This window comes from Sphingobium sp. LSP13-1-1.1, assembly GCF_040676415.1.
Taxonomy (GTDB): domain Bacteria; phylum Pseudomonadota; class Alphaproteobacteria; order Sphingomonadales; family Sphingomonadaceae; genus Sphingobium.
Genome location: NZ_JBEGHU010000007.1, coordinates 33408 through 58265, shown reverse-complemented (window position 1 = coordinate 58265; position 24858 = coordinate 33408). Strand labels below are relative to the sequence as shown.

The 24858-nt window shown below is 65.8% G+C and carries 26 protein-coding genes; 14 read left to right on the top strand and 12 right to left on the bottom strand.

From position 1 onward, the window contains the following. Positions 1-10 precede the first annotated feature (10 nt). Positions 11-298: a 4a-hydroxytetrahydrobiopterin dehydratase gene (locus MRBLSP13_RS06220; protein WP_363735505.1), complete on the top strand. Its 288-nt coding sequence runs from the start codon at positions 11-13 to the stop codon at positions 296-298. A gap of 3 nt (positions 299-301) precedes the next feature. Here MRBLSP13_RS06220 and MRBLSP13_RS06215 read toward each other — a convergent pair whose 3' ends face one another. From MRBLSP13_RS06215 to MRBLSP13_RS06205, 3 genes are all read right to left on the bottom strand, one after another. After that, entirely contained in the window at positions 302-907 is a 606-nt protein-coding gene (locus tag MRBLSP13_RS06215; protein ID WP_363753429.1) for a hypothetical protein, read from the bottom strand. After that, complete coding sequence (locus tag MRBLSP13_RS06210; protein WP_363753427.1) at positions 904-3234, bottom strand: patatin-like protein; 2331 nt, start codon at positions 3232-3234, stop codon at positions 904-906. Before MRBLSP13_RS06210 ends, MRBLSP13_RS06215 begins: the two co-directional genes overlap by 4 nt. A 76-nt stretch (positions 3235-3310) precedes the next feature. Continuing rightward, positions 3311-4009: an endonuclease/exonuclease/phosphatase family protein gene (locus tag MRBLSP13_RS06205; RefSeq protein ID WP_363753425.1), complete on the bottom strand. Its 699-nt coding sequence runs from the start codon at positions 4007-4009 to the stop codon at positions 3311-3313. Positions 4010-4098: 89 nt separating this feature from the next. Between MRBLSP13_RS06205 and radA the strand changes: the two genes are divergently transcribed. The 4 genes from radA (at position 4099) to MRBLSP13_RS06185 (ending at position 7742) form a co-directional block, all read left to right on the top strand. Beyond that, positions 4099-5466, top strand: a complete 1368-nt coding sequence (gene radA / locus MRBLSP13_RS06200) for a DNA repair protein RadA (protein WP_007687127.1) — start codon at positions 4099-4101, stop codon at positions 5464-5466. An 11-nt stretch (positions 5467-5477) separates the two neighbouring features. Then, positions 5478-5993, top strand: coding sequence for a CvpA family protein (locus tag MRBLSP13_RS06195; RefSeq protein ID WP_363753423.1), 516 nt, complete (start codon positions 5478-5480; stop codon positions 5991-5993). Positions 5994-6118: 125 nt separating this feature from the next. Next, the gene (locus MRBLSP13_RS06190) at positions 6119-6301 is read left to right on the top strand and encodes a CsbD family protein (RefSeq protein ID WP_363735498.1); all 183 of its coding nucleotides are present in this window, start codon (positions 6119-6121) and stop codon (positions 6299-6301) included. Positions 6302-6419: 118 nt separating this feature from the next. Next, entirely contained in the window at positions 6420-7742 is a 1323-nt protein-coding gene (locus tag MRBLSP13_RS06185; protein ID WP_363753421.1) for an aminopeptidase P family protein, read from the top strand. Positions 7743-7870: 128 nt separating this feature from the next. On the opposite strand, the gene MRBLSP13_RS06180 is transcribed toward MRBLSP13_RS06185, so the two are convergent. Further along, complete coding sequence (locus MRBLSP13_RS06180; protein ID WP_363753419.1) at positions 7871-9244, bottom strand: alanine/glycine:cation symporter family protein; 1374 nt, start codon at positions 9242-9244, stop codon at positions 7871-7873. Positions 9245-9332: 88 nt separating this feature from the next. Here MRBLSP13_RS06180 and glmM point away from each other — a divergent pair, with 88 nt between their 5' ends. The 5 genes from glmM (at position 9333) to MRBLSP13_RS06155 (ending at position 13037) form a co-directional block, all read left to right on the top strand. Beyond that, complete coding sequence (gene glmM / locus MRBLSP13_RS06175) at positions 9333-10673, top strand: phosphoglucosamine mutase (RefSeq protein ID WP_363753439.1); 1341 nt, start codon at positions 9333-9335, stop codon at positions 10671-10673. Between the two features lie 63 nt (positions 10674-10736). Next, positions 10737-10961 carry a DUF1272 domain-containing protein gene (locus MRBLSP13_RS06170; RefSeq protein WP_363735590.1) on the top strand — a complete coding sequence of 75 codons (225 nt, stop codon included), beginning with the start codon at positions 10737-10739 and terminating at the stop codon, positions 10959-10961. Beyond that, the gene (gene thiD / locus MRBLSP13_RS06165; protein ID WP_363735493.1) at positions 10958-11719 is read left to right on the top strand and encodes a bifunctional hydroxymethylpyrimidine kinase/phosphomethylpyrimidine kinase; all 762 of its coding nucleotides are present in this window, start codon (positions 10958-10960) and stop codon (positions 11717-11719) included. Before MRBLSP13_RS06170 ends, thiD begins: the two co-directional genes overlap by 4 nt. Continuing rightward, entirely contained in the window at positions 11712-12311 is a 600-nt protein-coding gene (locus MRBLSP13_RS06160; RefSeq protein ID WP_363735589.1) for a ribonuclease HII, read from the top strand. The genes thiD and MRBLSP13_RS06160 overlap by 8 nt, the downstream gene beginning before the upstream one ends. A 90-nt stretch (positions 12312-12401) precedes the next feature. Beyond that, on the top strand, positions 12402-13037 hold the full coding sequence (locus MRBLSP13_RS06155) for a L,D-transpeptidase family protein (RefSeq protein ID WP_363753417.1): 636 nt from the start codon (positions 12402-12404) through the stop codon (positions 13035-13037). Positions 13038-13109: 72 nt separating this feature from the next. Here the strand turns inward: MRBLSP13_RS06155 and ahpF are convergent, their stop codons facing one another. The 3 genes from ahpF to MRBLSP13_RS06140 form a co-directional block, all read right to left on the bottom strand. Next, on the bottom strand, positions 13110-14690 hold the full coding sequence (ahpF, locus tag MRBLSP13_RS06150; protein ID WP_363753415.1) for an alkyl hydroperoxide reductase subunit F: 1581 nt from the start codon (positions 14688-14690) through the stop codon (positions 13110-13112). A gap of 350 nt (positions 14691-15040) precedes the next feature. Then, complete coding sequence (gene ahpC, locus MRBLSP13_RS06145) at positions 15041-15604, bottom strand: alkyl hydroperoxide reductase subunit C (protein WP_133654589.1); 564 nt, start codon at positions 15602-15604, stop codon at positions 15041-15043. Between the two features lie 118 nt (positions 15605-15722). Beyond that, positions 15723-16373, bottom strand: a complete 651-nt coding sequence (locus tag MRBLSP13_RS06140) for a TetR family transcriptional regulator C-terminal domain-containing protein (protein WP_363753413.1) — start codon at positions 16371-16373, stop codon at positions 15723-15725. A gap of 129 nt (positions 16374-16502) precedes the next feature. Here MRBLSP13_RS06140 and MRBLSP13_RS06135 point away from each other — a divergent pair, with 129 nt between their 5' ends. Beyond that, a complete protein-coding gene (locus MRBLSP13_RS06135; RefSeq protein WP_363735490.1) occupies positions 16503-16964 on the top strand; it encodes a hypothetical protein in 462 nt (153 codons plus the stop codon). 117 nt (positions 16965-17081) lie between these two features. Then, a complete protein-coding gene (locus MRBLSP13_RS06130) occupies positions 17082-17321 on the top strand; it encodes a hypothetical protein (protein WP_133654592.1) in 240 nt (79 codons plus the stop codon). A 116-nt stretch (positions 17322-17437) separates the two neighbouring features. Here MRBLSP13_RS06130 and MRBLSP13_RS06125 read toward each other — a convergent pair whose 3' ends face one another. From MRBLSP13_RS06125 to MRBLSP13_RS06110, 4 genes are all read right to left on the bottom strand, one after another. After that, positions 17438-17965 carry a CarD family transcriptional regulator gene (locus MRBLSP13_RS06125; protein ID WP_133654593.1) on the bottom strand — a complete coding sequence of 176 codons (528 nt, stop codon included), beginning with the start codon at positions 17963-17965 and terminating at the stop codon, positions 17438-17440. A gap of 254 nt (positions 17966-18219) precedes the next feature. Beyond that, positions 18220-18558: a ferredoxin FdxA gene (gene fdxA / locus MRBLSP13_RS06120; protein WP_363735486.1), complete on the bottom strand. Its 339-nt coding sequence runs from the start codon at positions 18556-18558 to the stop codon at positions 18220-18222. Positions 18559-18676: 118 nt separating this feature from the next. Next, on the bottom strand, positions 18677-18973 hold the full coding sequence (locus tag MRBLSP13_RS06115) for an RNA-binding S4 domain-containing protein (protein ID WP_363735485.1): 297 nt from the start codon (positions 18971-18973) through the stop codon (positions 18677-18679). Beyond that, positions 18966-21650 (bottom strand): DEAD/DEAH box helicase, encoded by a 2685-nt coding sequence (locus tag MRBLSP13_RS06110; RefSeq protein ID WP_363753411.1) that lies wholly within the window; start codon positions 21648-21650, stop codon positions 18966-18968. Before MRBLSP13_RS06110 ends, MRBLSP13_RS06115 begins: the two co-directional genes overlap by 8 nt. A 175-nt stretch (positions 21651-21825) precedes the next feature. On the opposite strand from MRBLSP13_RS06110, the gene MRBLSP13_RS06105 reads away from it, so the two are divergent. Together MRBLSP13_RS06105 and MRBLSP13_RS06100 are read left to right on the top strand one after the other, a co-directional pair. Then, positions 21826-23349, top strand: coding sequence for a M23 family metallopeptidase (locus MRBLSP13_RS06105; protein WP_363735481.1), 1524 nt, complete (start codon positions 21826-21828; stop codon positions 23347-23349). Positions 23350-23385: 36 nt separating this feature from the next. Next, on the top strand, positions 23386-24183 hold the full coding sequence (locus tag MRBLSP13_RS06100) for a nucleotidyltransferase family protein (RefSeq protein ID WP_363753409.1): 798 nt from the start codon (positions 23386-23388) through the stop codon (positions 24181-24183). Positions 24184-24235: 52 nt separating this feature from the next. Here MRBLSP13_RS06100 and MRBLSP13_RS06095 read toward each other — a convergent pair whose 3' ends face one another. Beyond that, positions 24236-24577 (bottom strand): ArsR/SmtB family transcription factor, encoded by a 342-nt coding sequence (locus MRBLSP13_RS06095; protein ID WP_363735478.1) that lies wholly within the window; start codon positions 24575-24577, stop codon positions 24236-24238. Positions 24578-24858: the final 281 nt, after the last annotated feature.

Below are 24858 nucleotides of genomic sequence, written 5' to 3'. Positions count from 1 at the left end.
GGATGAATGGATGATTGCGAAATTGGACGGAGAGGAACGCGCGCTGGCGCTACGGAACCTGCCGGATTGGACGCCGGTGCAGGATCCGGACGGCATTCGCCGCCTTTTCACCTTCAGGGACTTCTCCGCGGCGTTCGGCTTCATGACGCGCGTGGCGTTGCTGGCGGAAATGGCGGATCACCATCCCGAATGGTCGAACGTCTACAATCGCGTCGAGATCCTGCTGACCACCCATGACGCGGGCGGTCTGTCACGCCGGGACATAGACCTCGCCGCCCGGATCGATGCCCTTTTATAGACTCTATTGGGAGGCATTGCCCTCGATCCGGTCGTCATAGCCGCTGAGGGCCGACATGACCGCCGGATCATCGGCATAGCGGTGACGCAGGAGCGACAGTCGCGCATCGGTGCCGGTGCAGAGCGCCGCGATATTGTCCTGCAAATAGGCAAGCCGTTCCGCGTCATAGGCCTCCTCACCGCGAAAATGGTCGCAACTGTCGCGGTCGACCATGAATCGCGTTACCTCGTCCGGAAAGGGCGTGGGATCCGCCGTGCCGTCCGATGGCGGCAGGTCGGGCACATAGGGCGGCGGCGGGATGTTGACCACGGACGGCTTCATCGGCAGCGGGCGCAGGGTTGATGCGCCGGCGGCCGCGATTTCCTTCCGCGGTCCACTGTCCATTTCACCATGGCGCGAAGGCGCGGGGTCGAGCTCGGGCGATGCGGGCAGGGCGGCCGGATCCTGTTCACGCTGTGGAGGGCTGTCCCCGGTGAGAAGGGGGCCGGCTGCGAGACCTGGCGCGGATGGTGGTCCGGCTTTCGCGTTTGCCCGTCCCTCAGGGTCGGGAGAACAACCGGCAAGCAGGGCCAGCATCATCATCGGAAACAGCACCTTGCCTGCGTTCACCCGATCTCCTCTCTCAAGCTGGCGATCAGATCGGCGACATGGTCCAGCCGCTCTTCCTCTTCGTCGAGAATCGCCATGAAAGCGGTTCGCCTATATTGATCCACTGCTTCCCGGGAAAGACGGTTTGCCGCAGGACATGCTGAAATCACGATATCCAGCAGCCGCTCGACCCCGTGCAGACGTCCCCAGAGATAGTCGTTTTCCCGATAGGTGCGGCTGAAAAAAGCGCCGAAATTATTGAACTCTATGCCCTTGAGCGTTGCTTCTGCGCCGCCAGGGCGGATCGCGCTGCAATCCTCCGGCGAAATGCGGTCGACCTTGACCGGATCATATTCATCCATCCCATGGCCCTGCAGCAGCGGCAGGGTGGCAATGTCGTAAAAGGGGAAGCCAAGATAGGCGAGCAGCATCGTCCGCCGCGCTGCCTTGGGCAGTGCGGCCAGGGCTTCGGCCAATATCATGTCCGCCGCTTCGTCCCGTTCGCGGAGGCCGCGGAGTTTCGCTACCGCCTCCAGCGCCGCGCCAGCATCGCTGGGCACCTGGCCGGCCGCCGCCTTGATCTCCCCATTGTAGAAGTCGGTGCCCTCGCATTCGGTATAGTGCGACAGGGCGGCATAGATGGCGTCGTGCATCTTCTGGATGGCGGGGTCGGCGGCGGCCGCCTCCACCTCCAGCGTCTCGGCCAGCCGCCGGGCGAGGAAGCGCAGGCGCCGGATGCGGAAGGACAGGTCGTGCAGGCGGAAGAAGTCGACCGGCGCAGAGGCGGGGCCGACATCTTCCGTCAACTGGTCAGCGCCCATGGCACGCACATGGCTCCACAAGGCCTGGCGATAGCTTTCGCGCATCAGGGCGCTTTCCTCCCCGCTCAGGCGGAACAGCAGGTCGGCCAGATCCTCGACGATGCCGGACAGCTTGAGATGGCCATAAGCGGGAAAGGCGAAACCGGCGGAACTGGCTGCCCGCTGCTGCGCCTTGTTGCGCCAGGCGGAAAGCCGTGCCGGCGTCGGCCGGTCGAGGAAGAGCATACCGCCGATGGCGCTTTCCACCTCCGCCTCGATCCCTGGTCGCAGCGCGTTCAAAATGCGCACCATGCGACGGATACGGGCACTGTGGCGGTCGATCGCCTCCAGATTGTCCCGGATCGGCTGTTCGCGGGGAATATCGCTCAGGGCGCCGAAGATCGTGCGGAAGAAGCCGGGCAGCGGCGCATCCTGGCCCGATGCTTCCTCCGCCTCGCCGTGTCGGTTGAGCTGGATCGAGCGATGACCGGGCTTGGGATCGATATAGACGAAGCGCCGATCGACCTCGCGACGCGACGGCCGGTTCCTGAGCGCGCCGATGGCCTGCGCGAAGGGAGCGTTGGCCAGCACCGAGCCGTCGATCAACACCGCGTCCTCGGCACGGCCGCGCGCCGCATGACGGGGAAGGGCACGCGCCAGAAAGGCGTCGCGCGTCGGCCAGGCGCGATGGCGGCGTTTCAGCACCCGATCCAGCTCACGCACAGTGAAGGGCGGAAAGGCGCCGGGGAAGCTGGCAGTGGCTCGGGCGGCGAAGACCAGTTCGGCCGGGTCGGCAAGATTGCGTCCGTCCCGACCGTGGGCGCGAAAGCCGATGGAGAGCCGATGCTCCGTCTCCACCACCTGTGGCGGGCTGTTGAGGTTCAGGCTCTGGGGATGGCCTTCAAAATCCGTGACAGTGACGAACAGGTCCAAAGGATGGCCGGCGGGCAACAAGGGTGGACCGCGCCCGGTCGCCTCCATCGCGTCGAAGGCATCCAGGATCATGGCGGTGAAGATTTCCCCGCCGAAGGGAGGCTCGAACCATCGGGAGCGGATGAAGTGCGACAGCTTGTGTCGAACCTCCTCCCGCGTGTCAGGCGCGACGGTGCGTTCGACCGTGTCGCCCGGATGCCGCGCCGCCATCCAGACGAGCGGCGTCGCCCAGAATTTGGTGATCCGCCGCGCCGGTCGGGCATCGGGATCGAGCAGCTTTTCCACATCCGCATTGTCGAGCCACATGTCGGTCAGCGGGTCCAGCGACTGGCCCGTCTCAATCGCCTGCGCCAGGAAGATGCCGTTGATGCCGCCGGCGCTGGCCCCGGCGATGATATCGGGCATCACCCGCAATTTGATGCCGCAGGTCTTTTCCAGATCCTCCAGCAACTGACGATAGACTGCCTCGCTGCTGTTGCCGGAGGGGACGCCGTCATGAAAAGCCCGGCTGGCGCGGGCCAGGTGCCAGATTTCCTTGGTGATGCCGTGCATGTAGACGGCCAGGCTGATCCCGCCATAGCAGACCAGTGCGAGCCTGAGTTCCCGCTCTTTCATGGGGCGGAGAGTTGCAGAGCAAGGGCGGCTTGTCGAGGGGGTGTAGGTGGTGAGGCGCCTTTGCCCAACAGGTTCGTCACCCCAGGTTGAATTCCGCCCAGATCGGCAGATGGTCCGACGCCTTGCGCGCTGAAGCGCTTTCGTGCACGCCGCAGTCGACCAGCTTCAGCCGCTCGCAATGCATGATCCGGTCGAGCCTCGCTACAGGGCGCCGCGCGTGGAAGGACCGACCGCAGGGCGCGAAGCTGTAATGCCGCGCGAAGTCGGCGAGGCAGCCGCGCTCCGCGCTCCATTCGTTGAGATCGCCCATCAGGACCGTCGGCATCGGATCGCCGAGATGCGCGGCATGGATCACGGCGGCAGCCTGCTTGCGCCGCCATAGTCCCGATAGATCGAGATGCATGCCGAAGATGCGCAAGGACGCCTGGCCCAGCGTCACCTCCGCCATGGTGGCGCCGCGCGGTTCCAGGCAGGGCAGGTGCAGCACGTCGTGCGCGCCCACCTCTGCCTCCTTGCGCACCAATATGGCATTGCCGTGCCAGCCCATCGAATCGACCTGCACGTTGAGCGGCACGGGCTTGTAGGGGCTGATGCTCTCAACCAGCCAGTGCGGCAGCGCGGCCGACCGGACACCGAAGCGCCGGTCGGCCTCTTGCAGGGCTATGATGTCCGCATCCAGTTCGTTCAGAACGTCGATCACTCGTTCGGGAACCCGGCGGCGGTCGGTGCCTATGGCCTTGCGGATGTTGTAGCTTGCGACGCGGACGGTCTTCATGACGAAACAATGCGCCACTCCGCGCCCGGTTTCCACGGGAAGATGCAAAGAGGATTTGTGTTCCGTATATGTTCTGTTATGCGTGCGCAATGGCCAAGGCAAAGCGCAAATTCGTCTGTCAGCAATGCGGCACCGTTTCGGGCCGGTGGCAGGGGCAGTGCGACGATTGCGGCGAATGGAACAGCATTGTCGAGGAAGCTGCGGAAACCGTCTTTTCCGCCCGTCATGACCTGCATAGCGGGGGCAGGGCGCTGATGCTGGTGGGGCTGGACGACAAGGTGGAACTGCCGCCGCGCACCACCACCGGCATAGCGGAGTTCGACCGGGCACTGGGAGGCGGCATCGTCTCCGGTTCGGCCACCCTAATCGGCGGTGATCCCGGCATAGGGAAGTCGACGCTGCTGCTGCAGGCTGCCGCCCGCATTGCATCTGCGGGGCACAGCGTCGCCTATATCAGCGGGGAGGAGGCATCGGACCAGGTGCGCCTGCGCGCGCAGCGGCTGGGGCTGGGCAACGCGCCCGTGCAGCTTGCCAGCGCCACTTCCGTGCGCGACATTTTGACGACCCTGGGCGAGGGTGCACCACCGGCGCTGCTGATCATCGATTCGATCCAGACGATGCACAGCGACCTTATCGAGGGCGCGCCCGGCACGGTGAGCCAGGTTCGCGCCTCCTCGCAGGAGCTGATCCGCTTTGCCAAGCAGCGCGGCACGGCCCTGATCCTTGTCGGCCATGTCACCAAGGACGGCAGCATCGCCGGTCCGCGCGTGCTGGAGCATATGGTCGACACCGTGTTGAGCTTCGAGGGTGAGCGGAGCCATCAATATCGCATCCTGCGCGCGATCAAGAACCGATTCGGCGGCACGGACGAGATCGGCGTCTTCGCCATGGTGGCGGAGGGGCTGGAGGAGGTTGCCAATCCCTCCGCCCTGTTCCTCACCCATCGCGACGAGAATGTGACCGGCGCGACCGTATTCCCGGCGCTGGAGGGAACGCGCCCCGTGCTGGTCGAAATTCAGGCGCTGGTCGTCCGTCTTTCCAGCGGCGCCACGCCCCGTCGCGCCGTGGTGGGATGGGACAGCGGGCGGCTCGCCATGGTGCTGGCCGTGCTGGAGGCGCGCTGCGGCCTCAGCTTCTCGACCTGCGAAGTCTATCTGAACGTCGCGGGCGGCTATCGCCTGTCGGACCCTGCGGCCGACCTGGCGGTTGCGGCGGCGCTGATGTCGGCCCTGTCGGAGCGTCCGGTGCCCGCCGATGTGGTCCTCTTCGGGGAAATTGCTCTGTCTGGCGAAATCCGGCCGGTGGCCCATGCTCCGCTCCGACTGCGCGAGGCGGCCAAGCTCGGCTTCAATCGTGCCTTTGTCCCCGCCGCCGTGGCTGACGGCGTCAAGGGCATTTCCGTGAGCGGTTATCGCGCCCTTGCGCAACTTGTTGACCAGATGCTCGGCCGCGGATAGCCAACAGCGCGATGAACGCGATCGACATACTCGTCCTGCTGCTGATCGGCGGCTGTGCCATTTTCGGGCTGATGCGTGGTTTCGTACAGGAAACCCTGTCGCTGATCGCCTGGGTGCTGGCGATCTTTGCGATCCGGCTCTTCCATGCCTCGGCCACGGAACTGGTGGCGCCCTTCGTCGGCAGTACCAGCGGCGCGGCTGTGCTGGCCTTCGTTCTGGTCTTCGGCATCACGTTCGGTGCCGGCAAGATGCTGGCGCACGCGATTGGCCGACGCACGCGGCAGTCGATTCTGGGGCCTGTCGATCGGGTTCTGGGCGCGGGCTTCGGCGCGGTCAAAGGCTTGATCGGCGCGACGCTGGTGTTTCTGGCGTTCAGCCTGGTTTATGACACTTTTTACGGCAGCGGCGCACGACGCCCCGACTGGCTGTCGGATGCCCGGACATATCCGCTGCTCAATGCCAGCGGTCAGGCGATCAGCGAATTCGTGGTGGAGCATCGGGCGCACAAGCCATCCGCTTCGGACTAGGCGGTCTGAACGCGCGCCGCCGTGACGCCCGTTTCGCAATGCTGTCCGTTCCGCCTGCGTATTGGTGGAAACTTTCGGTTCTGCTCATCCGTTCATCGGGTAACAGCAACGCAAGGAGATTTCCGATGGGCGAGATGACCGACAAGGTGAAGGCCGCGGGCAACAAGGCCGCTGGTGCGATCAAGGAAGCTGTCGGCCGCAACCAGCGCGATCCTGACCTGGTCGCGGAGGGGCAAGCCCAGAAGGTCAAGGGCACGGCGCAGGACATCAAGGGTTCCGTCAAGGGCGCTCTTGGCGACAAGATCTGAACCAAAGTCCATGAATGTTTCATAGAATGGCCTCGCCTTTTTGGCGGGGCCTTTTGCTGTATTATTGACATCATACACCTCTTGCTGCTTCACTTGGTGGGCAAGGGAGTTCAGGGACATGTTGGATCGACGGTCGATAATCGCGGGCGGGACGGCTTCGCTCCTGTGCGCGACCGGATTGCGCGCGCAGGTCCTGCCGCCGCAGGGTTTTGCCACGCCGTCGGGAACGGTCCCCTTCGCGCCCGAGGTGTTCCGCGAACGCCGTCGCCGGGTGATGGAGGCATTGAAGGACGGGGTCGCCGTCGTCCATGGCGCGGGGCCGGTGGAAAGCAGCGCGGCGGTGGCGCCGCCCTTTGTGCAGGATGGCGATTTTGCCTGGCTGACCGGCATTGTCGACGAGCCGGATGCCGTCCTTGTCATGGCGCCCGCCGAACGCACGATCAGGGAATGGCTGCTGCTGCCATCGCGTGACGTGGAGTCGGAGCGCTGGGAGGTCGAGCGCTTGCCGCTGGGCACGGAACTGGAGCGGCGCACGGGCTTTGCCAGGGTTTCGCGCACCGGCGGCCTGGGGAGCCTGGTCACCACCCTGGCCGAGCGGTCCAAGACGCTGCATTTCCTGGGGCCGATCGTCAGCGCATCGGCGCCCGTGCCCAAGGCGCTGGAGCTCTATGGCAGGGTGATGCAGCGCGTGCCGGGCGTTTCGATGAAGGATGACAGCGCGCTTCTGCCTTCGCTGCGCATCGTCAAGGAAGCGCGCGAACTGGAGTTGATGCGCAAGGCGACGGCAGCGACGGCGCGGGGTCACATCGCCGCGATGAAGCAGGTGCGTCCCGGCATGACCGAACGGCAGTTGAAGGCGATATTGGAGGAGGGCTTCCGCGCCGGAGGCGGCGAGGGGCTGGCCTATGACAGCATCGTCGCGACCGGGCGCAACGCGGCGTCGCTGCACTATACGGGCGGCAGCGGCGTGATCGGCGAGAAGGACCTGATCCTGATCGACGCGGCCGCCTCCGTCGGGGGTTATGCCTGCGACGTGACGCGCACCTTCCCCGCCAGCGGCAGGTTCACCGACGAACAGCGCGCATCCTATGAACTGGTCCTCGCCGCGCAGGCCGCCGCCGTCGCCAGGCTGAAGGCCGGGGTCTATTATGAGGATCTGGTCGAGGCGGCGAAGGACGTGTTCCGGAAAGCGGGGCGGGTGGACGATTTCACCCATGGGCTGGGGCATCTGGTCGGGCTCGACGTCCATGATGTGGGCGACATGTCGAAGCCGCTGCCCGCCGGCGCGGTCATCACCGTGGAGCCGGGGCTGTATGTCCAGTCCGCCAATTACGGCATCCGGATCGAGGATCTGTACCTGATCACGCCGACCGGATCGCAGCGGTTGAGCGAAGGCGTGCCGCGCAGCATTGCGGAGATCGAGGCGGCGATGGCGCGATAGGCTGCCTCAACAAGGGCACGGTGTTCCTGCCCTGCCGTCATTCGGTGATCAGGGGGATGCGAGCCGTTCAGGCGGCGGGACTGGGCTCCTGCCTTCGCAGGAGCACGGCTTGCTGAAAGCCTGGGGGCCTAATCCTCTTCGGGGGTTGCCAGATAGTCCCGCACATCGCGTCGCAGCTCCCCGGCGCAGAGGTAGAGGGCGATGACATTGGGGACCGCCATCAGGAAGAAGCTGCTGTCGACGATGCCGACCACCCGGCCGAGGTCGATCGCGGCGGCGGGGGGCAGGGCGACGATATAGAGGATCTTGTAGGTCCATTGCGCCCTGGGGCCGTTGCCGAACAGATAGCCCCAGGCCTGAAGGCCGTAAAAGCCCCAGGCGACCAGCGTCGAATAGGCGAACAGCACCACCACCACCGCGAGCAGCCAGGGGAAGGAGGGCGACACCTGCGCGAAGGCGGCGGAGGTGATGGCAATCCCCTCCAGCCCGCCCTTCCATGTGCCGGCCACGACCAGCGCCAGCCCGCCCAGGGCGCAGACGACCATCGTGCCGAGCAGCGGTTCCAGCAGGGCGACCAGCCCCTCCGACACCGGATGCCGCACGCGCGCCAGGCTGTGCGCCATCACCGCCGATCCCACGCCCGCCTCGCTGGCGAACACGGCGCGCCGCATGCCGGCGACGAAGGCGCCGACCGCGCCGCCGGTCGCGGCCTGCCCGTTCCATGCGCCGTGCCAGATGTCCGCCAGCGCGCCCGGAATGGCGGCGGCATGAAGGATCAGCACGGTCGCCACGCCGACCAGATAGACCGCGACCTTGAGCGGGGTCAGACGTTTCGCCACTTCGCCCAGCCAGGCCGCGCCGCCCAGCGTCACCAGCGCCACCGCGCCCGCCAGCATCGTGCCATAGGCCCAGCCATTGCCGAAGCCCGTCACTACCTTCACCTGCGCGAAGCTCTGGTTGACCTGAACCATGGGGATCGCCCCGAACAGCGCGAAAAAGGCGTAGAGGCCGCCCAGGATCAGCCCGGCCCTGGGCCAGCCGCGCGCGGCGCCGACCGCCTTCAGCACATACATCGGCCCGCCATGCACATGGCCCTGCGCGTCGAAGACGCGATATTTGAGGCCCAGCGTTACTTCCGCCATCTTCACCGTCATGGCGAACCAGCCGATGATGAACATCCAGAGGATCGCGCCCGGCCCGCCCATTGTCAGCGCGACCGCGACGCCGGCGATATTGCCGAGGCCGATGGTGCCCGACAGCGCCGTTGACAGCGCGCCCCATTGGCTGACGTCGCCCTTCGCCTCGCCCGCATGGGGCTGCGCCTTGAGGATGCGGAGCGCCCGGCCCACGGCCGTCAGGTTGGGAAAGCCGAGCCAGATGGTGAAGAACAGCATCGGCAGCGCGAGGTAGAGCACGATCAGTTCGATCTGCGTGCCCAGCACCGGCACCTTCATGAAGACCGCGCCGGAAAGGGCGTCGACCGCTGCATTGAATCCGTCCATTCGCAAGGGGATGGCCGGTCCCGGCTGGAAAGTCGAACAAAGATTGCTATGGGAGGGTGAGAGCTTCACCGCTGGGCGGGCAGGGACGATGAGCAGGAAATATTTCGGTACGGACGGCATTCGCGGGCGCACGAACCAGTGGCCGATGACGGCCGAGCTGGCGATGAAGGTCGGCATGGCGGCGGGCAAGCATTTCCAGCGGGGCACCCATCGCCACCGCGTGGTGATCGGCAAGGACACGCGGCTGTCGGGCTATATGGTGGAAAATGCCCTGGTCGCCGGGTTCACCGCGGTCGGCATGGACGTCGTGCAGTTCGGGCCGATCCCGACGCCCGCCGTGGCGTTGCTGGCCCATTCGATGCGCGCCGACCTGGGCGTGATGATCTCCGCCAGTCATAATCCCTATTTCGACAATGGCATCAAGCTGTTCGGTCCGGACGGATACAAGCTGTCCGATGAGGATGAACTGAAGATCGAGGCGATGCTGGACCAGCAGATTCCGCTCGCCGCATCGCAGGACATCGGCCGGGCCCGCCGCGTGGAGGATGCGCGCGGCCGCTATATCCATGCGGTGAAGTCGAGCTTTCCGGCGGAACTGCGGCTCGACGGGCTCAAGATCGTGGTCGATTGCGCCAATGGCGCGGCCTATCAGGTCGCGCCTTCCGCCCTGTGGGAGCTGGGGGCGGAGGTCGTGGCGGTCGGCGTCACGCCCAACGGCATCAACATCAACGACCAGTGCGGATCGACCGCGCCGCTGCTGTTGCAGGAAAGCGTGGTGTCGGCGGGCGCCGACATTGGCATTGCGCTGGACGGCGACGCCGACCGGCTGATCGTGGTGGACGAGCATGGCACGATCGTCGACGGCGACCAGATCATGGCCCTGATCGCGGGCAATTTCGCGAAGGCGGGTACGCTGCGCGGCGGCGGGCTGGTGGCGACGGTGATGTCGAACCTGGGACTGGAGCGTTTCCTGGCGGGGCAGGGTATTGCGCTGGAGCGGACCAAGGTCGGCGACCGCTATGTGCTGGAACGGATGCGCGAGGGCGGCTTCAATGTGGGGGGCGAGCAGTCGGGACATATGATCCTGTCGGACTATGCGACGACCGGCGACGGCACGGTCGCGGCGCTGCAGGTGCTGGCGGCGCTGGTGCGATCGGGCAAGCCGGCGAGCGAGGTGCTGCACCAGTTCGATCCCGTGCCGCAATTGCTGAAGAATGTCCGCTTTTCGGGCGGCAGGCCGCTGGAGCATGAGGATGTGAAGCGCGTCATCGCCCAGGCCGAGGCGGAACTGCAGGGCAGCGGGCGGCTGGTCATCCGTCCTTCCGGTACGGAGCCGGTGATCCGGGTGATGGCGGAAGGCGACCGGGAGGAACAGGTCAGGGATGTGGTGGAGCGCATCTGCGACGCGGTGGCCAGGGCGGCGGCGTGATGGCGTCGCGTTGCGGTCGTTCCCGCCGGCGAAGAGAGGACGGACGAGCGGCGGGTGCGGATCATGCTTGAGATGCGGCCCGATTGCGAGCGCTGCGGCGTGGACCTGCCCGCCGATGAGCCGGGCGCGTTCATCTGTTCCTTCGAATGCACCTATTGCGCGTCCTGTGCGGAGGCGCTGGACGACCGCTGCCCCAATTGCGGCGGGGAGTTGATGGACCGGCCGACCCGGACGGGCGACGCGCTGAAGCGGCATCCGGCGTCGGCGGAGCGGCGTTTCAGGGTATGACCGTCGCGCGCGTCCTGATCATCGCCGGGTCCGACAGCGGCGGCGGGGCCGGCATCCAGGCCGATATCCGCACCGTGACGCTGCTGGGCGGCCATGCCATGACGGCGATCACCGCGATCACCGCGCAGAACACGCTGGGCGTGCAGGGCGTTCATCCGGTGCCGACCGACATGGTGATCGGGCAGATGGAGAGCGTCATCAGCGATATCGGTGTCGACGCGGTGAAGATCGGCATGATCGGATCGGCGCAGACCGCCGCGGCGGTGGCGGAGCGGCTGGCGATGCTGGAGGGCGTGCCCATCGTCTTCGACCCGGTCATGGTCGCCAGCAGCGGTTCGGTGCTGGCCGATGAGGCGACCGTGGCGGCGTTCGAGAGGCTGATGGCGCTGGCCACGGTGGTGACGCCCAATATCCCGGAACTGGCGGCGCTGGGCGGGGAGGAGATCGCGATCCGCTTCGCCACCCATGTGCTCGCCAAGGGCGGCCATGGCGAGGGGCCGATGCTGACCGACCGGCTGATCGGGCCGCGCGGCGTGGTGAAGGCGTGGAGCAATGCGCGGATCGACACGCGGCATAGCCATGGCACCGGCTGCACGCTGGCCAGCGCGATCGCGACGGGGCTGGGCCAGGGATGGGACATGATCGACGCGATCGAACGGGCGCGCAAATATGTGCGGGAGGCGCTGGCGCTGGCGCCTGGGCTGGGCGGCGGACATGGGCCGATGGGCGCGCCTTTCGGATTCCATGACCATGCCTGATTTCGCCCATGAACTGCGCCATCATCCCGGACTGGTCGCCGGGGTGGACGAAGCGGGGCGGGGGCCGCTGGCCGGGCCGGTGGTGGCGGCGGCGGTGATCCTGCGGCAGGAGGATTGCCCCGACGGGCTCAATGACAGCAAGCAGCTCAGCGCGGCGAAGCGGGCCGTGCTGGAGGGCCAGATCAAGGCGCGGGCGCTGTGCTGGGGCCTGGGGGTCGCGTCGGTCGAGGAGATCGACAGCCTGAATATCCTGTGGGCGACCATGCTGGCGATGACGCGGGCGGTGGAGGCGCTGACCCATGATTGCGCGCATGTGCTGGTCGACGGCAATCGCTGTCCGCAGTGGCGATGGGCTTCGACGGCAGTGGTCGAGGGCGACGCCAAATGCCTGTCGATCGCGGCGGCCTCCATCCTGGCGAAGGAGGCGCGCGACCGGATGATGATAGAGGCGGCGGCGGTGCACCCGCATTATGGCTGGGAAAGCAACAAGGGCTATGGCAGCGCCCGGCATCTGGCCGCGCTGCGCGAGCATGGGCCGACGCCGCTGCACCGCAGGAGCTTTGCGCCGGTCGCGCAGTTGAGCCTGCTCTAGGGGATCGTTGCAGCGGCCCATCCCGTTCCGATACGGGGAAGCGACATGCGGGGGCTGGTGCCGGCCGCTCTTATGGTTAAGAAGGTGTTTATGCGCGCCTTTCCGACCTTCCTGCTGTTGCTGATCCTTGCGGTTGCGCGGCCTGCGGGGGCGCAGGAATCGCTGGGGCCGGGGGGGTATAGCTGGCTGGAGGAGGGGCCGTTTGGCGGGCCGCTCTATCTGGTCATCAGCATCGAGCGGCAGCGGGTGCATGTCTATGACGGTGACCGGCTGGTCGGGATCGCCAGCGTGTCGACGGGGATGAAGGGGCATCGCACGCCGACCGGCGAGTTTCCCGTCCTGCAGAAGCGGGAATGGCATCGGTCCAACATCTATTCCAACGCGCCCATGCCCTTCATGCAGCGGCTGACCTGGGACGGGATCGCGCTTCATGCCGGGCACAATCCCGGTTATCCGGCGAGCCATGGCTGTATCCGCCTGCCCTATGCCTTCGCCCGCAAGCTGTTCGGGATGACGCAGGTCGGAACGCTGGTCAGCGTGACGCCGGAGCGGTTGAGCCCGACGCTGATGGTGGACGCGCTGGTGCTGGGCGATCCGGGCAGCGCCATCGCCACCTTCACCCCGCAGGCGCCGGTCGCGCTGGCGCAGCGGGACGATCCGGTGGAGGGCGCGCCGATGCTGGAGGTGGATCCGGGAATATTCCGGTTGAGGTTGATGCGGCGTTAGGCCCGAAGGGGTGTGAGAGAGGCGGCGAGGCTCCTGTGAACCCCGCCGCCTTCCTGATTGCCGTCCTTGTGATCAGGCCGCTTCGGCGGCTTCCTCCGTCGTGGGGAGGCGGATGAGATAGTCGAAGGCGGACAGCGCCGCCGTCGATCCGGCACCCATGGCGATCACGATCTGCTTGTAGGGCACGGTGGTGCAGTCGCCCGCGGCGAAGATGCCCGGCTGGCTGGTTTCGCCGCGCGCGTCGATCTCGATCTCGCCGCGTGGGGAAAGGGCGATCGCGTCCTTCAGCCATTCGGTGTTCGGGACAAGGCCGATCTGGACGAAGATGCCCTCCAGCTCGACATCATGCTCCGTGCCGCTGTTGCGGTCCTTGTAGCTGAGGCCGGTCACTTTCTCCCCATTGCCGTCCACCCTGGTCGTCAGGGCCGAGGTGATGATCCTGACATTGGGCAGGCTGGCGAGCTTGCGTTGCAGCACCGCGTCGGCGCGGAGCTGGCTGTCGAATTCGATCAGCGTCACATGGGCGACGATGCCGGCAAGGTCGATCGCCGCCTCCACGCCGCTATTGCCGCCGCCGATCACCGCCACGCGCTTGCCCTTGAACAGCGGACCGTCGCAATGCGGGCAATAGGCGACGCCCTTGTTGCGATATTCCTCTTCGCCCGGCACGCCCATCTGCCGCCAGCGGGCGCCAGTGGAGAGGATGACGGTCCGGCCCTTGAGCGACGCGCCATTTTCCAGCACGACCTCATGATAGCCGCCTTCGGTCCTGGCGGGGATCAGCTTTGCAGCCTTCTGAAGGTTCATGATCTCGACTTCATAATCCTTGACGTGCGCTTCCAGCGCCGACGCCAGCTTGGGGCCCTCGGTACGGCTGACCGAGATAAAATTTTCGATATCCATGGTGTCGAGCACCTGGCCGCCGAAACGCTCCGCCGCGACGCCGGTGCGTATGCCCTTGCGCGCCGCATAGATCGCGGCGGCCGCGCCGGCGGGGCCGCCGCCGACCACCAGCACCTCGAACGGGTCCTGGGCCTCGATCTTCTCGGCCGCGCGGGCTGCCGCGCCGCTGTCGATCCTGGCGACGATCTGCTCCAGCTCCATGCGGCCGCTGGCGAAGGGTTCGCCGTTCAGGAAGACGGTGGGGACGGCCATGACCTTGCGGGCGTCGACCTCTTCCTTGAACAGCCCGCCGTCGATCGCGACGTGGCTGATGCGCGGGTTGAGCACGCTCATCAGATTGAGAGCCTGCACCACGTCGGGGCAATTCTGGCAGGAGAGGGAGAAATAGGTTTCGAAGGCGAAGTCGCCGTCCAGATCCTTGATCTGCTGGATCAGGTCCTGCGCCGCCTTGGAAGGGTGGCCGCCGACCTGGAGCAGCGCCAGCACCAGCGAGGTGAATTCATGACCCATGGGCAGGCCGGCGAAGGTGACGCCGATGTCCGTGCCGGTGCGGCGGATCATGAAGCTGGGCACGCGCCTGTCATGACCGGCGGTGATGGTCACCTTGTCCGACAGTTCGGCGATCTCGTCCAGCAGGGTCTTCAGTTCCCGGCTCTTCGCGCCGTCGTCCAGCGACGCGACCAGTTCGATCGGCTGGGTGATGTTCGCCATATAGGCCTTGAGCTGGCCCTTGAGATTTGCGTCCAACATCTTCTGGTCTCCTTGGGTTGGGCGCGCCTATCCGGGGCGCGGCTAGAGCGCGTTGCGTCAAGTCCGAGTCATGCAGCGCGCGCTATGCTTTTGATGTCGCATCGTTTTTGCGCAAAACCGGTTCCCACTTTTGCGCACGATGCTCTATATCTTCGCCGGGATGGTGCGACCCGAAGGCCCGGCGTTCTTGCTAATGATCTGGCGGTATTGACGTTCCGTTTTCCTGCGAAGGCGGGAATTCGGCACGAAAGGGGACCGTGTTCCTGTCTTCGCAGGAAAACGCGATTCCAGGATGGTCCGCCGGGCAGGGGAGAGCGTATCTCGACCCAGCCCGACGAGACTCAAGGCTCTTAGATCTTGCCGACGAGGTCGAGCGACGGAGCGAGGGTTGCTTCGCCTTCTTCCCACTTGGCCGGGCAGACTTCGCCGGGGTTGGCGGCGACATATTGCGCAGCCTTGACCTTGCGAAGCAGTTCGGTCGCGTTGCGGCCGACGCCTTCCGAGGTGATTTCCATGAACTGGATCACGCCTTCGGGATCGACCAGGAAGGTCGCGCGGTCGGCCAGGCCGACGCCCGGACGCATCACGTCGAAATTATTGGTGATCTGGCCCGACTGGTCGCCCAGCATGTAATAATTGATCTTGCCGATGGCCGGCGAGGTGTCATGCCAGGCCTTGTGGCTGAAATGCGTGTCGGTCGACACCGAGTACACCTCGACATTCAGCTTTTGCAGCGTCGGGTAGATGTCGGCCAGATCCTCCAGCTCCGTCGGGCAGACGAAGGTGAAGTCGGCGGGGTAGAAGAAGAAGACGGCCCACTTGCCCTTCACGTCGGCGTCGGTCACGTCGACGAACTTGCCTTCCTTGTAAGCGGTGGCGGTGAACGGCTTGATGGTCGTATTGATAAGCGCCATGGGCTTTCCAGTTCCTTTACAGGGGTTGCTGTTGCCCGACCCATGTAGGGAATGCGCGGGGTGGCGTGAAATTGGTTTTATTGGCCAGCTTGATTGATAAAAACGATCACTACCCGCGTCATTGATCGACTTGGCCATTTCTGGGCTTCGCCAGCACGTAATTCATCGCTTCCTCTATCATGCCGAGCGCTTCAGCGATCGTGAAGGTCGAGGAGTCGAGGCACAGTTCCAGCCACAGGCCGTCGATCATGGCGGTCAGCCCGATCGCGGCGATGCGCGCGTCGGGACGCGGGATCTGCGGCGCTGCTTCACGCAGCAGAACCTCCATGCGTTCGCGTCCCCCGCCATAGGTTTCGGCATGGGTGGCGGCGATCGCCGGATTGGTCTTGTTGAGGCTCCAGAAGGAAATCCAGGTCGCGAGCAGATTGGGGTCAAGCACGGGCGGCTGGAAGTTCGACCGCAGATAGGCCCAGAGTCGGTCACGCGGATCGGGTCCAGCCTCCACCACGGCGCGTTCCATCGCGGCGGCGACCTTTTCGCCGACATCGCGATAGGTGGCCAGGATCAAGGCGTCGACGCCATCGAAATAATGGGTGAGCAAGCCCGCCGAGACGCCGGCATAGGCGCAGATCGCACGAACGGAAGTGCCGCCCACGCCCTTTTCCGCAAGGCAGCGCGCCGTCGCCTCTATCAGCGCCTGCCGCCGGAAATCAGCGGATTCGCGAACGAACCGCGCCCGTTCCGGGCGCACCTCAACCTTGTTCTCCATCTCTCTTCCCCGCCCATGATCCGATTTTCCCGCCGCAGCCGCTGACATGCGGCTCCGTCCCTTCCGGAAAAAATGGATCGAAGCCTCGCGTTCAGCGGTTTATCGGGTCAATTGCAAGGAGAAAGATGGATGAAACGCCGCAATCTGGGCCTGCTCCTGCCGCTGATGGCAATGGGAGCGCTATCGTCGGGCTGCACGAAGAATGTGGACCGGAACGAGGGAAATAATGCCGAGGCCCCGGAGGTTGAGGCGATCGCGGAGCCGGACGCCGTTGGATCGGCCGTCAACGAGTCGGCGAACCTGCCGACCGACGAATGGGTCGGACGGTGGAACGGCCCGGAGGGGCTATTCCTGGACATTCAGCCTTCGCCGGACGGCCGGCGCGGCCATTATGCGATCGCGAACCAGGACAATCTGGACCGGCAGGCGGATTATGCCGGCGTGGCCGAAGGAAAGACGATCCGCTTCATGCGCGACGGCAAGGATCTGACCATCCGTCCGGGAACGGGGGCGGAGACCGGCTTCAAGGATCTGGCTGGCCGGCAGGACTGCCTGATCGTCCTGCCGGGACGGGAGGGCTATTGCCGCTGAGGGATTATCCGGAAAGGCGCCTTGGCGCGGCCGTCGCGGCCCAGGAACCCGCCAGGAACCCGTCTGTGTGCTTGCGCATTTATGCCGCCGGGTGGCGTGAAGATGAGGAGGATCAATATGGCGGATTATCAGGAGCGTCCAGCAACGACCACGATCATCGAAAAGCGTGGCGGCGGCGGCACCATGATAGCGGTTCTCCTGCTGGTCGTGGTTGTGGCCATTGCCGCCTTCTTCCTGATCAGCAGCCAGAGCCGGAAGGACAGCGCGGTCGAAAGCGCCGCCTCGCAGGTCGGTCAGGCGGCGAGCGACGTCGGCGACGCGGCCAAGGATGCGGCAGGCGCGGCCAAGGGCGAGTGAAGCCCTCGGCGGAACCGGCCGTCCGGCTTCATCCGCGTGGCTGACATGCAAAAAGGGCGCCCCGATCGGGGGCGCCCTTTTCCAGGCCTGCCGTTGTCGGTTCAGCCCGAATGGCTTCAGCCTTCGACCTTCACGTGCCGGGGTGCGGCCTCATTGAGGATGCGCAGGATCTTCTTGAGGGCGCTGGGTTCGTCCGTTTCCTCCATCGCCGCGAGTTCGCGGGCGAGGCGGCTGGACGCGGCCTCGAAGATCTGCCGTTCGGAATAGCTCTGTTCCGGCTGATCGTCGGCGCGGAACAGGTCACGCGTCACTTCCGCGATCGACACCAGGTCGCCCGAGTTGATCTTCGCTTCATATTCCTGGGCGCGGCGCGACCACATGGTCCGCTTTACCTTGGGCTTGCCCTTCAGCGTTTCGACCGCTTCCTCCAGCGTCTTGTTGGAGGACAGCTTGCGCATGCCGACGCCTTCGGCCTTGTTCGTGGGAACGCGGAGCGTCATGCGCTCCTTCTCGAAGCGGAGCACGTACAGCTCCAGCTCCATGCCTGCGATCTGCTCCTTTTGCAGCTCTATGACGCGGCCAACGCCATGCTTGGGGTAAACAACATAATCACCTACGTCAAAGGACAGCGCCTTGGCAGCCATTTGAAACCTTTCCATGTGTTCGGGGGAACGGTGGCATTCGCGTTGCAGGTGCGAAAAGACGCACCAGCCAGGGGAAGCGCGGCGCCACCATCATAACATCAGGCATTTGTCTCCGTAGCGGACGCGACCATGTCCACCTGTTGGTTCCCATTTATCAGATTCGTAACAAAATTGCCACCCCCGGACACAAAATCCGGGAGTGGGCGCGCAAGTTGACCGCTAGAGCTAGTCCTGGGACGACCGGGGACGGTCGCTCAGCTGCCGGTGCCGGGTTCCGCCGAGAAGAATTTCTCCAGCTTGTTTTCGATGCCCTTCATTTCATCGGCGTCCGCGGGCGCATCGCCCTTGACCGTGATGTTCGGCCATTCGGCGGAGAATTTCGTGTTGAGCTCCAGCCATTTTTCCAGGCCGTTCTCGGTATCGGGCAAGATCGCTTCGGCCGGGCATTCCGGTTCGCACACGCCGCAGTCGATGCACTCATTGGGATTGATGACCAACATGTTCTCACCCTCGTAGAAACAGTCCACGGGGCAAACTTCGACGCAATCCATATATTTGCAGCGGATGCAGTTATCGGTCACCACATAGGTCATGGGTCAACACTCTTGGAATTGAGACAATCGGCGCCTGCTATGCGCGGCCGGGGCGAAGGTCAATGAGGATATTTTTGGGTGGGCGTTAGCCGGGCTTGGCGGGAAGGATCATCGGGGCTCAGGCGCCCACGGTAAGTTCCTCATAACAGGATTGCGCTTCGGCCGCCGGGCCCCGGCGGCCGGGGAGCTGGAGGATGCGGACGACCCGGACGCCGCTGGGGTGGGGAAAGGTGATGAGGTCGCCCGCCCGCACCGGCGCGTGCGAGCGTTCGATGCGGCGGCCATTGAGGCGGATGTGACCGTCCTCCGCCATTTTCTGGGCGATGGAACGGCTCTTCGCGAGGCGCGCGAACCAGAGGAACTTGTCGATGCGCAGGCTGGGGCCGTGGGCCGGAACCAGGCCCGCGTCAGCCATTGCGGCCGAGCAGTTCGGCCAGGCCCGCAAAGGCGTTGTTGCCGGTGGGGGCTGGGCCGGACGAGGCGGCGGGGCGCGGCCCGCGGTCGTTGCGCGGTTTGCCCTGGGCCGGTGCGCCGCGCTTTTCACGGCTGGCGTGCTGTTGGTGCGCGCGGGCCTTCTGCCGGCCGCGGAAGGCCCAGTTGGGTCCGCCCTCGGCCGGCGCCTCCACGGCGCGGAAGCCCGCCAGGCGCATCAGTTGCTGGAAGGCATCCTCCGACAGGCCGAGTGAGACGATCTGCGGGCTTTGCGCGGTGAAGGCCTCGTTCTTTGCAATGGCCTCATGCGCGGTGCGGGCCATGCGTTCGGCCATGTCGATGCGCAGCATCTGTTCGCCAAAGCCGCGGAAGCCGGCGATGCGCGCGCCCATCTGTTCGGGCTTCTCGCCAGCCGGGATCAGGGTGAGGCCGGGGCCGGGCAGGGGCAGGCACGGCTTGCCCAGGCGCGCCGCCAGCAGGACAGCGCGCCAGCGGGCGGCGCCGGGCTTCAGCAGGCCGGGATGATAGATGTCGAGCACGCCGATATCGATGCCCGCGCGGCGCAGCAGATGGCGCTGGTCCTTGTCGAGATGGCCGAGCGCCGAATCGAGGTCGGTGCGCGCGATGACGCCGCCGGCATCGGCAAGCTGGGCAAAGACGGCGCGGACGACGGCGGGGACTTCCGGGTCAGAGGCGCTGGCCACCATCTTGGTGAGCGGCAGCAGATGCTTTTCCTTTTGCGCGTCCATCCACGCGGCGAGGCGGGCCGCCACCTGCTTCTGCACATCCTGGCCCAGCGCCAGAAGCGCGCGATCCAGCCGAATTTCCGGTGTCAGCAGCGTGGCGCCGCCGTGCAGCGTGGCCACCGGATCCCCCTTCCAGCCTATGCCGGGGGTCTGTCCTGCTTCGTCCATGAGCGCGAAATCAGTATCGGGTGCGCCCAGCAATTCGTCAGCCTTCACTCGCAATATCCTTCCAAGGCGCCGTTCAGCGGCCGCCAGCAGCATCTTCCTGTCCTGATGCCGGGTAGCGGGATCGACCGAGAAACGAAATCCGTCAAGTCGCCCGATCGTCTCGCCATCGACGCAGACTGTCCCATCCGGTTCGATTTCGACCGGCAGATTGGCCGCGCTCTGGCCAATATCCCTTAGCAGAACCGTGGTGCGCCGGTCCACGAAACGCTGCGTCAGCGCGGCGTGGAGGGCGTCGGACAGCTTTTCCTCCAGCGCGCGCGTCCGCTCCGCCATTTCCGCCGGATGGGCGAGCCAGTCGGCCCGGTGGGCGATATAGGACCAGGTTCGGGCGGCGGCGATCCGGCCGGACAGGGTGTCGATGTCGCCCTGCACCGAATCGAGTCGGGCAATTTGCTGGGCGAACCAGTCGCGGGGAATATGGCCCCCGGCACCCAGGCCGTCGTCCGACAGGAAGCGCCAGATGCGGCCGACGGCGCGGGCATGATGTTCAGCGCCCAGCTTCTGGAAATCGGGCAGGCTGCACGCGGCCCAGAGGCGTTCGACCTGCTTCCTGCCGCGTGCCCGATCGATGACCAGCGGATCGTCGGCGAGCCGTTTGAGCACGGCGAGGTCGACCGCTTCGGGAGCGGCGCGCAGTTCGGGGCGGTCGGGTTTCTGCTCCAGATCGGAAATGAGGTGATCCAGCCTGTCGGTGCGGGGCGTGCCGTTGCGCCAGAAAAGCTGTTCCAACGGCGGGAAGCGGTGGGCCTCTATCGCCTCTATCTCCTCCGGCGTGAAGGCGGCGTCGCCGTCTTCATGGCCCAGGCTGCCGAAGGTGCCGTCCCGGTGGTGGCGTCCGGCGCGTCCCGCGATCTGCGCCATTTCCGCGACCGTCAGCCGGCGGGTGCGGCGGCCGTCATATTTGCGCAGCGAGGCGAAGGCGACATGCGCCACGTCGAGGTTGAGGCCCATGCCGATCGCGTCGGTGGCGACCAGATAGTCGACTTCTCCGTTCAGGAACATCTGCACCTGCGCATTGCGGGTGCGGGGCGAGAGCGCGCCCATGACCACCGCCGCTCCACCCCGGAAGCGGCGGAGCATTTCCGCCACGGCATAGACCTCCTCGGCGGAGAAGGCGACGATGGCGGAGCGTTTGGGCAGGCGGGAGAGCTTTTTCGCGCCGGCATAGCTGAGCGTCGAGAAGCGGGGGCGGCCGATGATCTCCGCATCGGGGACCAGCGCCTTCACCACGCGGCCGATGCTGGCTGAACCCAGGATCATGGTTTCCTCCCGCCCCCTTGCCCGGAGGAGGCGGTCGGTAAAGACATGGCCCCGCTCCGGATCGGCGCCGAGCTGGGCCTCGTCCAGGGCGACGAAGGCATAATCGCCGAGCCCGTCCTGCGCCGTTCCAGCCTGCCGGCCTGTGCCGATCGGCATCGATTCCGCCGTGCAGAGGAAGTAGCGCGCACCCGGCGGCACGATTTTTTCCTCGCCGGTGACAAGGGCGACCTGCGCCGGCCCCTTCATGCCGACCACCCGGTCATAGACTTCCCGCGCCAGCAGGCGCAGCGGAAAGCCCATCATGCCGGAGGAATGGCCGCACATGCGTTCGACCGCCAGATGCGTCTTGCCGGTATTGGTGGGGCCCAGGACGGCGGTGAGGGGCGATCGGGCGAACTGGGCCATGGTCCCCGCTATGTCGGGCATGGATCGGGCAAGGGCAAGGGGGATTGGTCTGCCGGCCCCTTGCGCGGCACGGCCGGTCGCGGAAAAAGGGTTAAAAAAGGCGCGTTTATTTGACTTTAACCTTGCCCTTTTACAAAATTGCGGATGAGCGCGCGGCGGGGGTCGGGCGACATTTGCCCCGGGGGCCTGTTTTACCGTGTTTCATGATGGTCAGATCAATGCCCAGCAGGGTGGCGCCTCCGCGTCCCTGTGGCTGACTGACTCGATCCGCAACGGGGGGCCGGACCGGCGCGACTGGCGCGAGAAGCTGCGCGACTGGGCCGAGGATGTCGAACTGGTCCCCGACCTTGGCCAGCGGGTGGGAAGTTTCACCTGGTTCCGGGGCCTTGCGACCTGTTTCGGCTTGTGCGCGGCGGCGCTCTATCTGTCGCCGGGCTTTCATCCCTTGCCCGGCGAACGGCAGCCGCTGATGGCGGCCAGGCAGTTCGATGAAGTGCGCAGCCAGATGATCATGCCCCTGGCCCTGGGCGCGGACAGCGGGCGGCGCATGGGACCGACCGACGCGGTGCAACCGCTGCGCGAGACGCCGGAGCGGCCGCAGATCGAATTGCGCGCGCAGATCGGCGGCAGCGATTCGCTGTCACGGGCACTGGCGCGAGCGGGCGTGAGCAGCAGCGACACGGCGACGGTCACCAGCCTGATGGCGGGCGACATCGGCGCGGGATTGAAGCCGGGGACACCGCTGGACATCGTGCTGGGCCGGCGGGCGAGCCAGGACGTGCCGCGGCCTCTGGACAAGCTGGCTTTCCGGGCGCGGCTTGACCTGGGGATCGAGATTGCGCGGGTCGGTGGCGTGTTGCAGGTGCAGCGGACGGCGATCCATGTGGACGAGACGCCGCTGCGCATCCAGGGCGTGGTGGGCGAGAGCCTCTATCGCTCGGCCAGGGCGGCGGGGGCGCCGCCCAAGGCGATCCAGAGCTTCCTGCGCGTCGTGGCGCAGCAGGTCGATCTGGGTTCGATCTCCGCCGGCGACCGATACGACATCGTCACCGAATATCGGCGGGCCGACACCGGCGATGTGGAGGTGGGCGACCTGCTGTTCGCCGGGCTGCATCGGGCGAGCGGGCGCGGCATCGACATGCTGAAATGGACGCAGGACGGGCGGACCCAATGGTTCGAGGCATCCGGCGTGGGCCAGCGGCGCGGCGTGCTGTCGGCGCCGGTGGCGGGGCGCATGTCGTCCAGCTACGGCATGCGGCGGCATCCCATATTGGGCTATACCCGCATGCATGCGGGGATCGACTTCGCCGCCGCCTATGGATCGCCCATCTATGCCGCGACCGACGGCGTCGTATCCTATGCCGGGCGGCATGGCGGGCATGGCAATTATGTCCGGCTGGAGCATGGCGGCGGCCTTGCCACCGGCTATGCGCATATGAGCCGCATCGCGGCATCGCCGGGGCAGCGGGTGCGGCAGGGGCAGGTGATCGGCTATGTCGGGTCGTCGGGCCTGTCGACCGGACCGCATCTGCATTATGAATTGTACCGGAACGGGCAGACGATCAATCCGCTGTCGGTGCGCTTCACCACGACGTCGCAACTGGCGGGCAGGGAACTGGCGGCCTTCCGGGCGCGGCTGGCGCAGTTGAAGAGCCTGCGCATCGGCCTGCCGGTGCAGGTGGCGCAGAAGACCGCGGGGCCGGCGGCGACCGGGAAATAGCTTTTCGTGGCGTACTCCCTCCGCTAACGGGCGGGAATGAACGCAGCGGCTTCCGACATCACCGCGATATTGCTGGCCGGGTCGCGGCCGATCCCTGATCCTTTGGCGGTGGCCGCCGGGGTTGCAGTCAAGCCGCTGGTGCCAGTGGCGGGGGAGCCGATGATCAACCGCCCGGCCCGTGCCCTGCTGGCGCATCCGGCGATCGGGCGGCTGGTCGTGCTGACGCAGGCGCCGGAATTGTTCGCCGCCGATCCCGCCACCGCCTGGCTGGCGGAGCATCCCAAAGTGCGGTTCGAGAAGAGCGGGGGCGGGATCGCGTCATCGATCATGGCCCTGCTGGATCGGGCGGATTTGCCCTTTCCGCTGCTGCTGACGACGGCGGATCACGTGCTGCTGGATGGGGCGATGCTCGACCAGATGGCAGGGCAGGCGTCCGGGGCGGACATTGCCGTGGCGATGGTGGAGCGGGCCACGCTGCTGGCGCGCTATCCCGGGTCACGGCGGACATGGCTGAAGTTCCGCGATGGCTGGTGGTCGGGGGCGAACATCTTCTGGTTCGGCAGCGGCAAGGCGCGGCCGGTGGTCGCCTTGTGGCAGGAGGTCGAGCAGGACCGGAAGAAGGGGTGGAAGATATTGTCCGCCTTTGGCCCGCTGGCCTTGCTGGGGGCGGTGTTCAGGATTTCCACGCTGCGGGGCGGGATCGCGCGGGTGGGGCGGCGGTTCGGGCTGGTCGCGCGGCTGGTGGCGATGGAGAAGGCTGAGGCCTGCATCGATGCCGACAAGCCGGATGATGTGCTGCTGATCGAGGCGATCCTGGCCCAGTCGGCTAAATAGATCTGCTACATGGAATTGCCGTGCTCCTGCCTTCGCAGGAGCAGGATGTTCCTTAATAGCCGTCCAGATCCTCCAGCGCGGTGAATCGCTGGGACCATAGCGCGCCATAGACCGCCATCCATTGCACCACCGGGGCGAGGCCCTTTGCCCTGGCCGTATAATAGGTTTCGCGCCCGGCCCGACGGGCCGTCACGAGGCTGGCGCGTTTCAGCTTGCCGAGGTGGCGGGACACCATGGGTTGCGATACGCCGGAGATGGCGGTGAGGGCGTGAACGCTCTGTTCTCCTTCGCGCACCAGATATTCGAGCAGGGCGCGTCGCGTGCCGTCCGACAGGGCCTTGAATAATTCATCGCAGGAGGCCGACCGATCGCCCCTCAAAACATGTTCCGTCATGGCCAATCCATACTCGTCGGGTTATGAATTGGTCAAGGTGAACGTCGCTTTTACCCTTCCAGATGGCGTTAACCAAAAAAACTTCGAGCCTCTTTCCATCTGAGTCTTTTGCGTCACACTAGCCGATCTTGAGTCTGCGAGGCGGCTGTCGACTCAATATCTAGTGGCTACCCGGTTCGTTCGCCGTTGCGTTAACCATTTTGTCAGGCGTGAACCCTAAGTTGCTGATCTTGACGGCTGACTCCGGAGGACTCATCGCTGGGCCTCAGAAGGAAACGGGG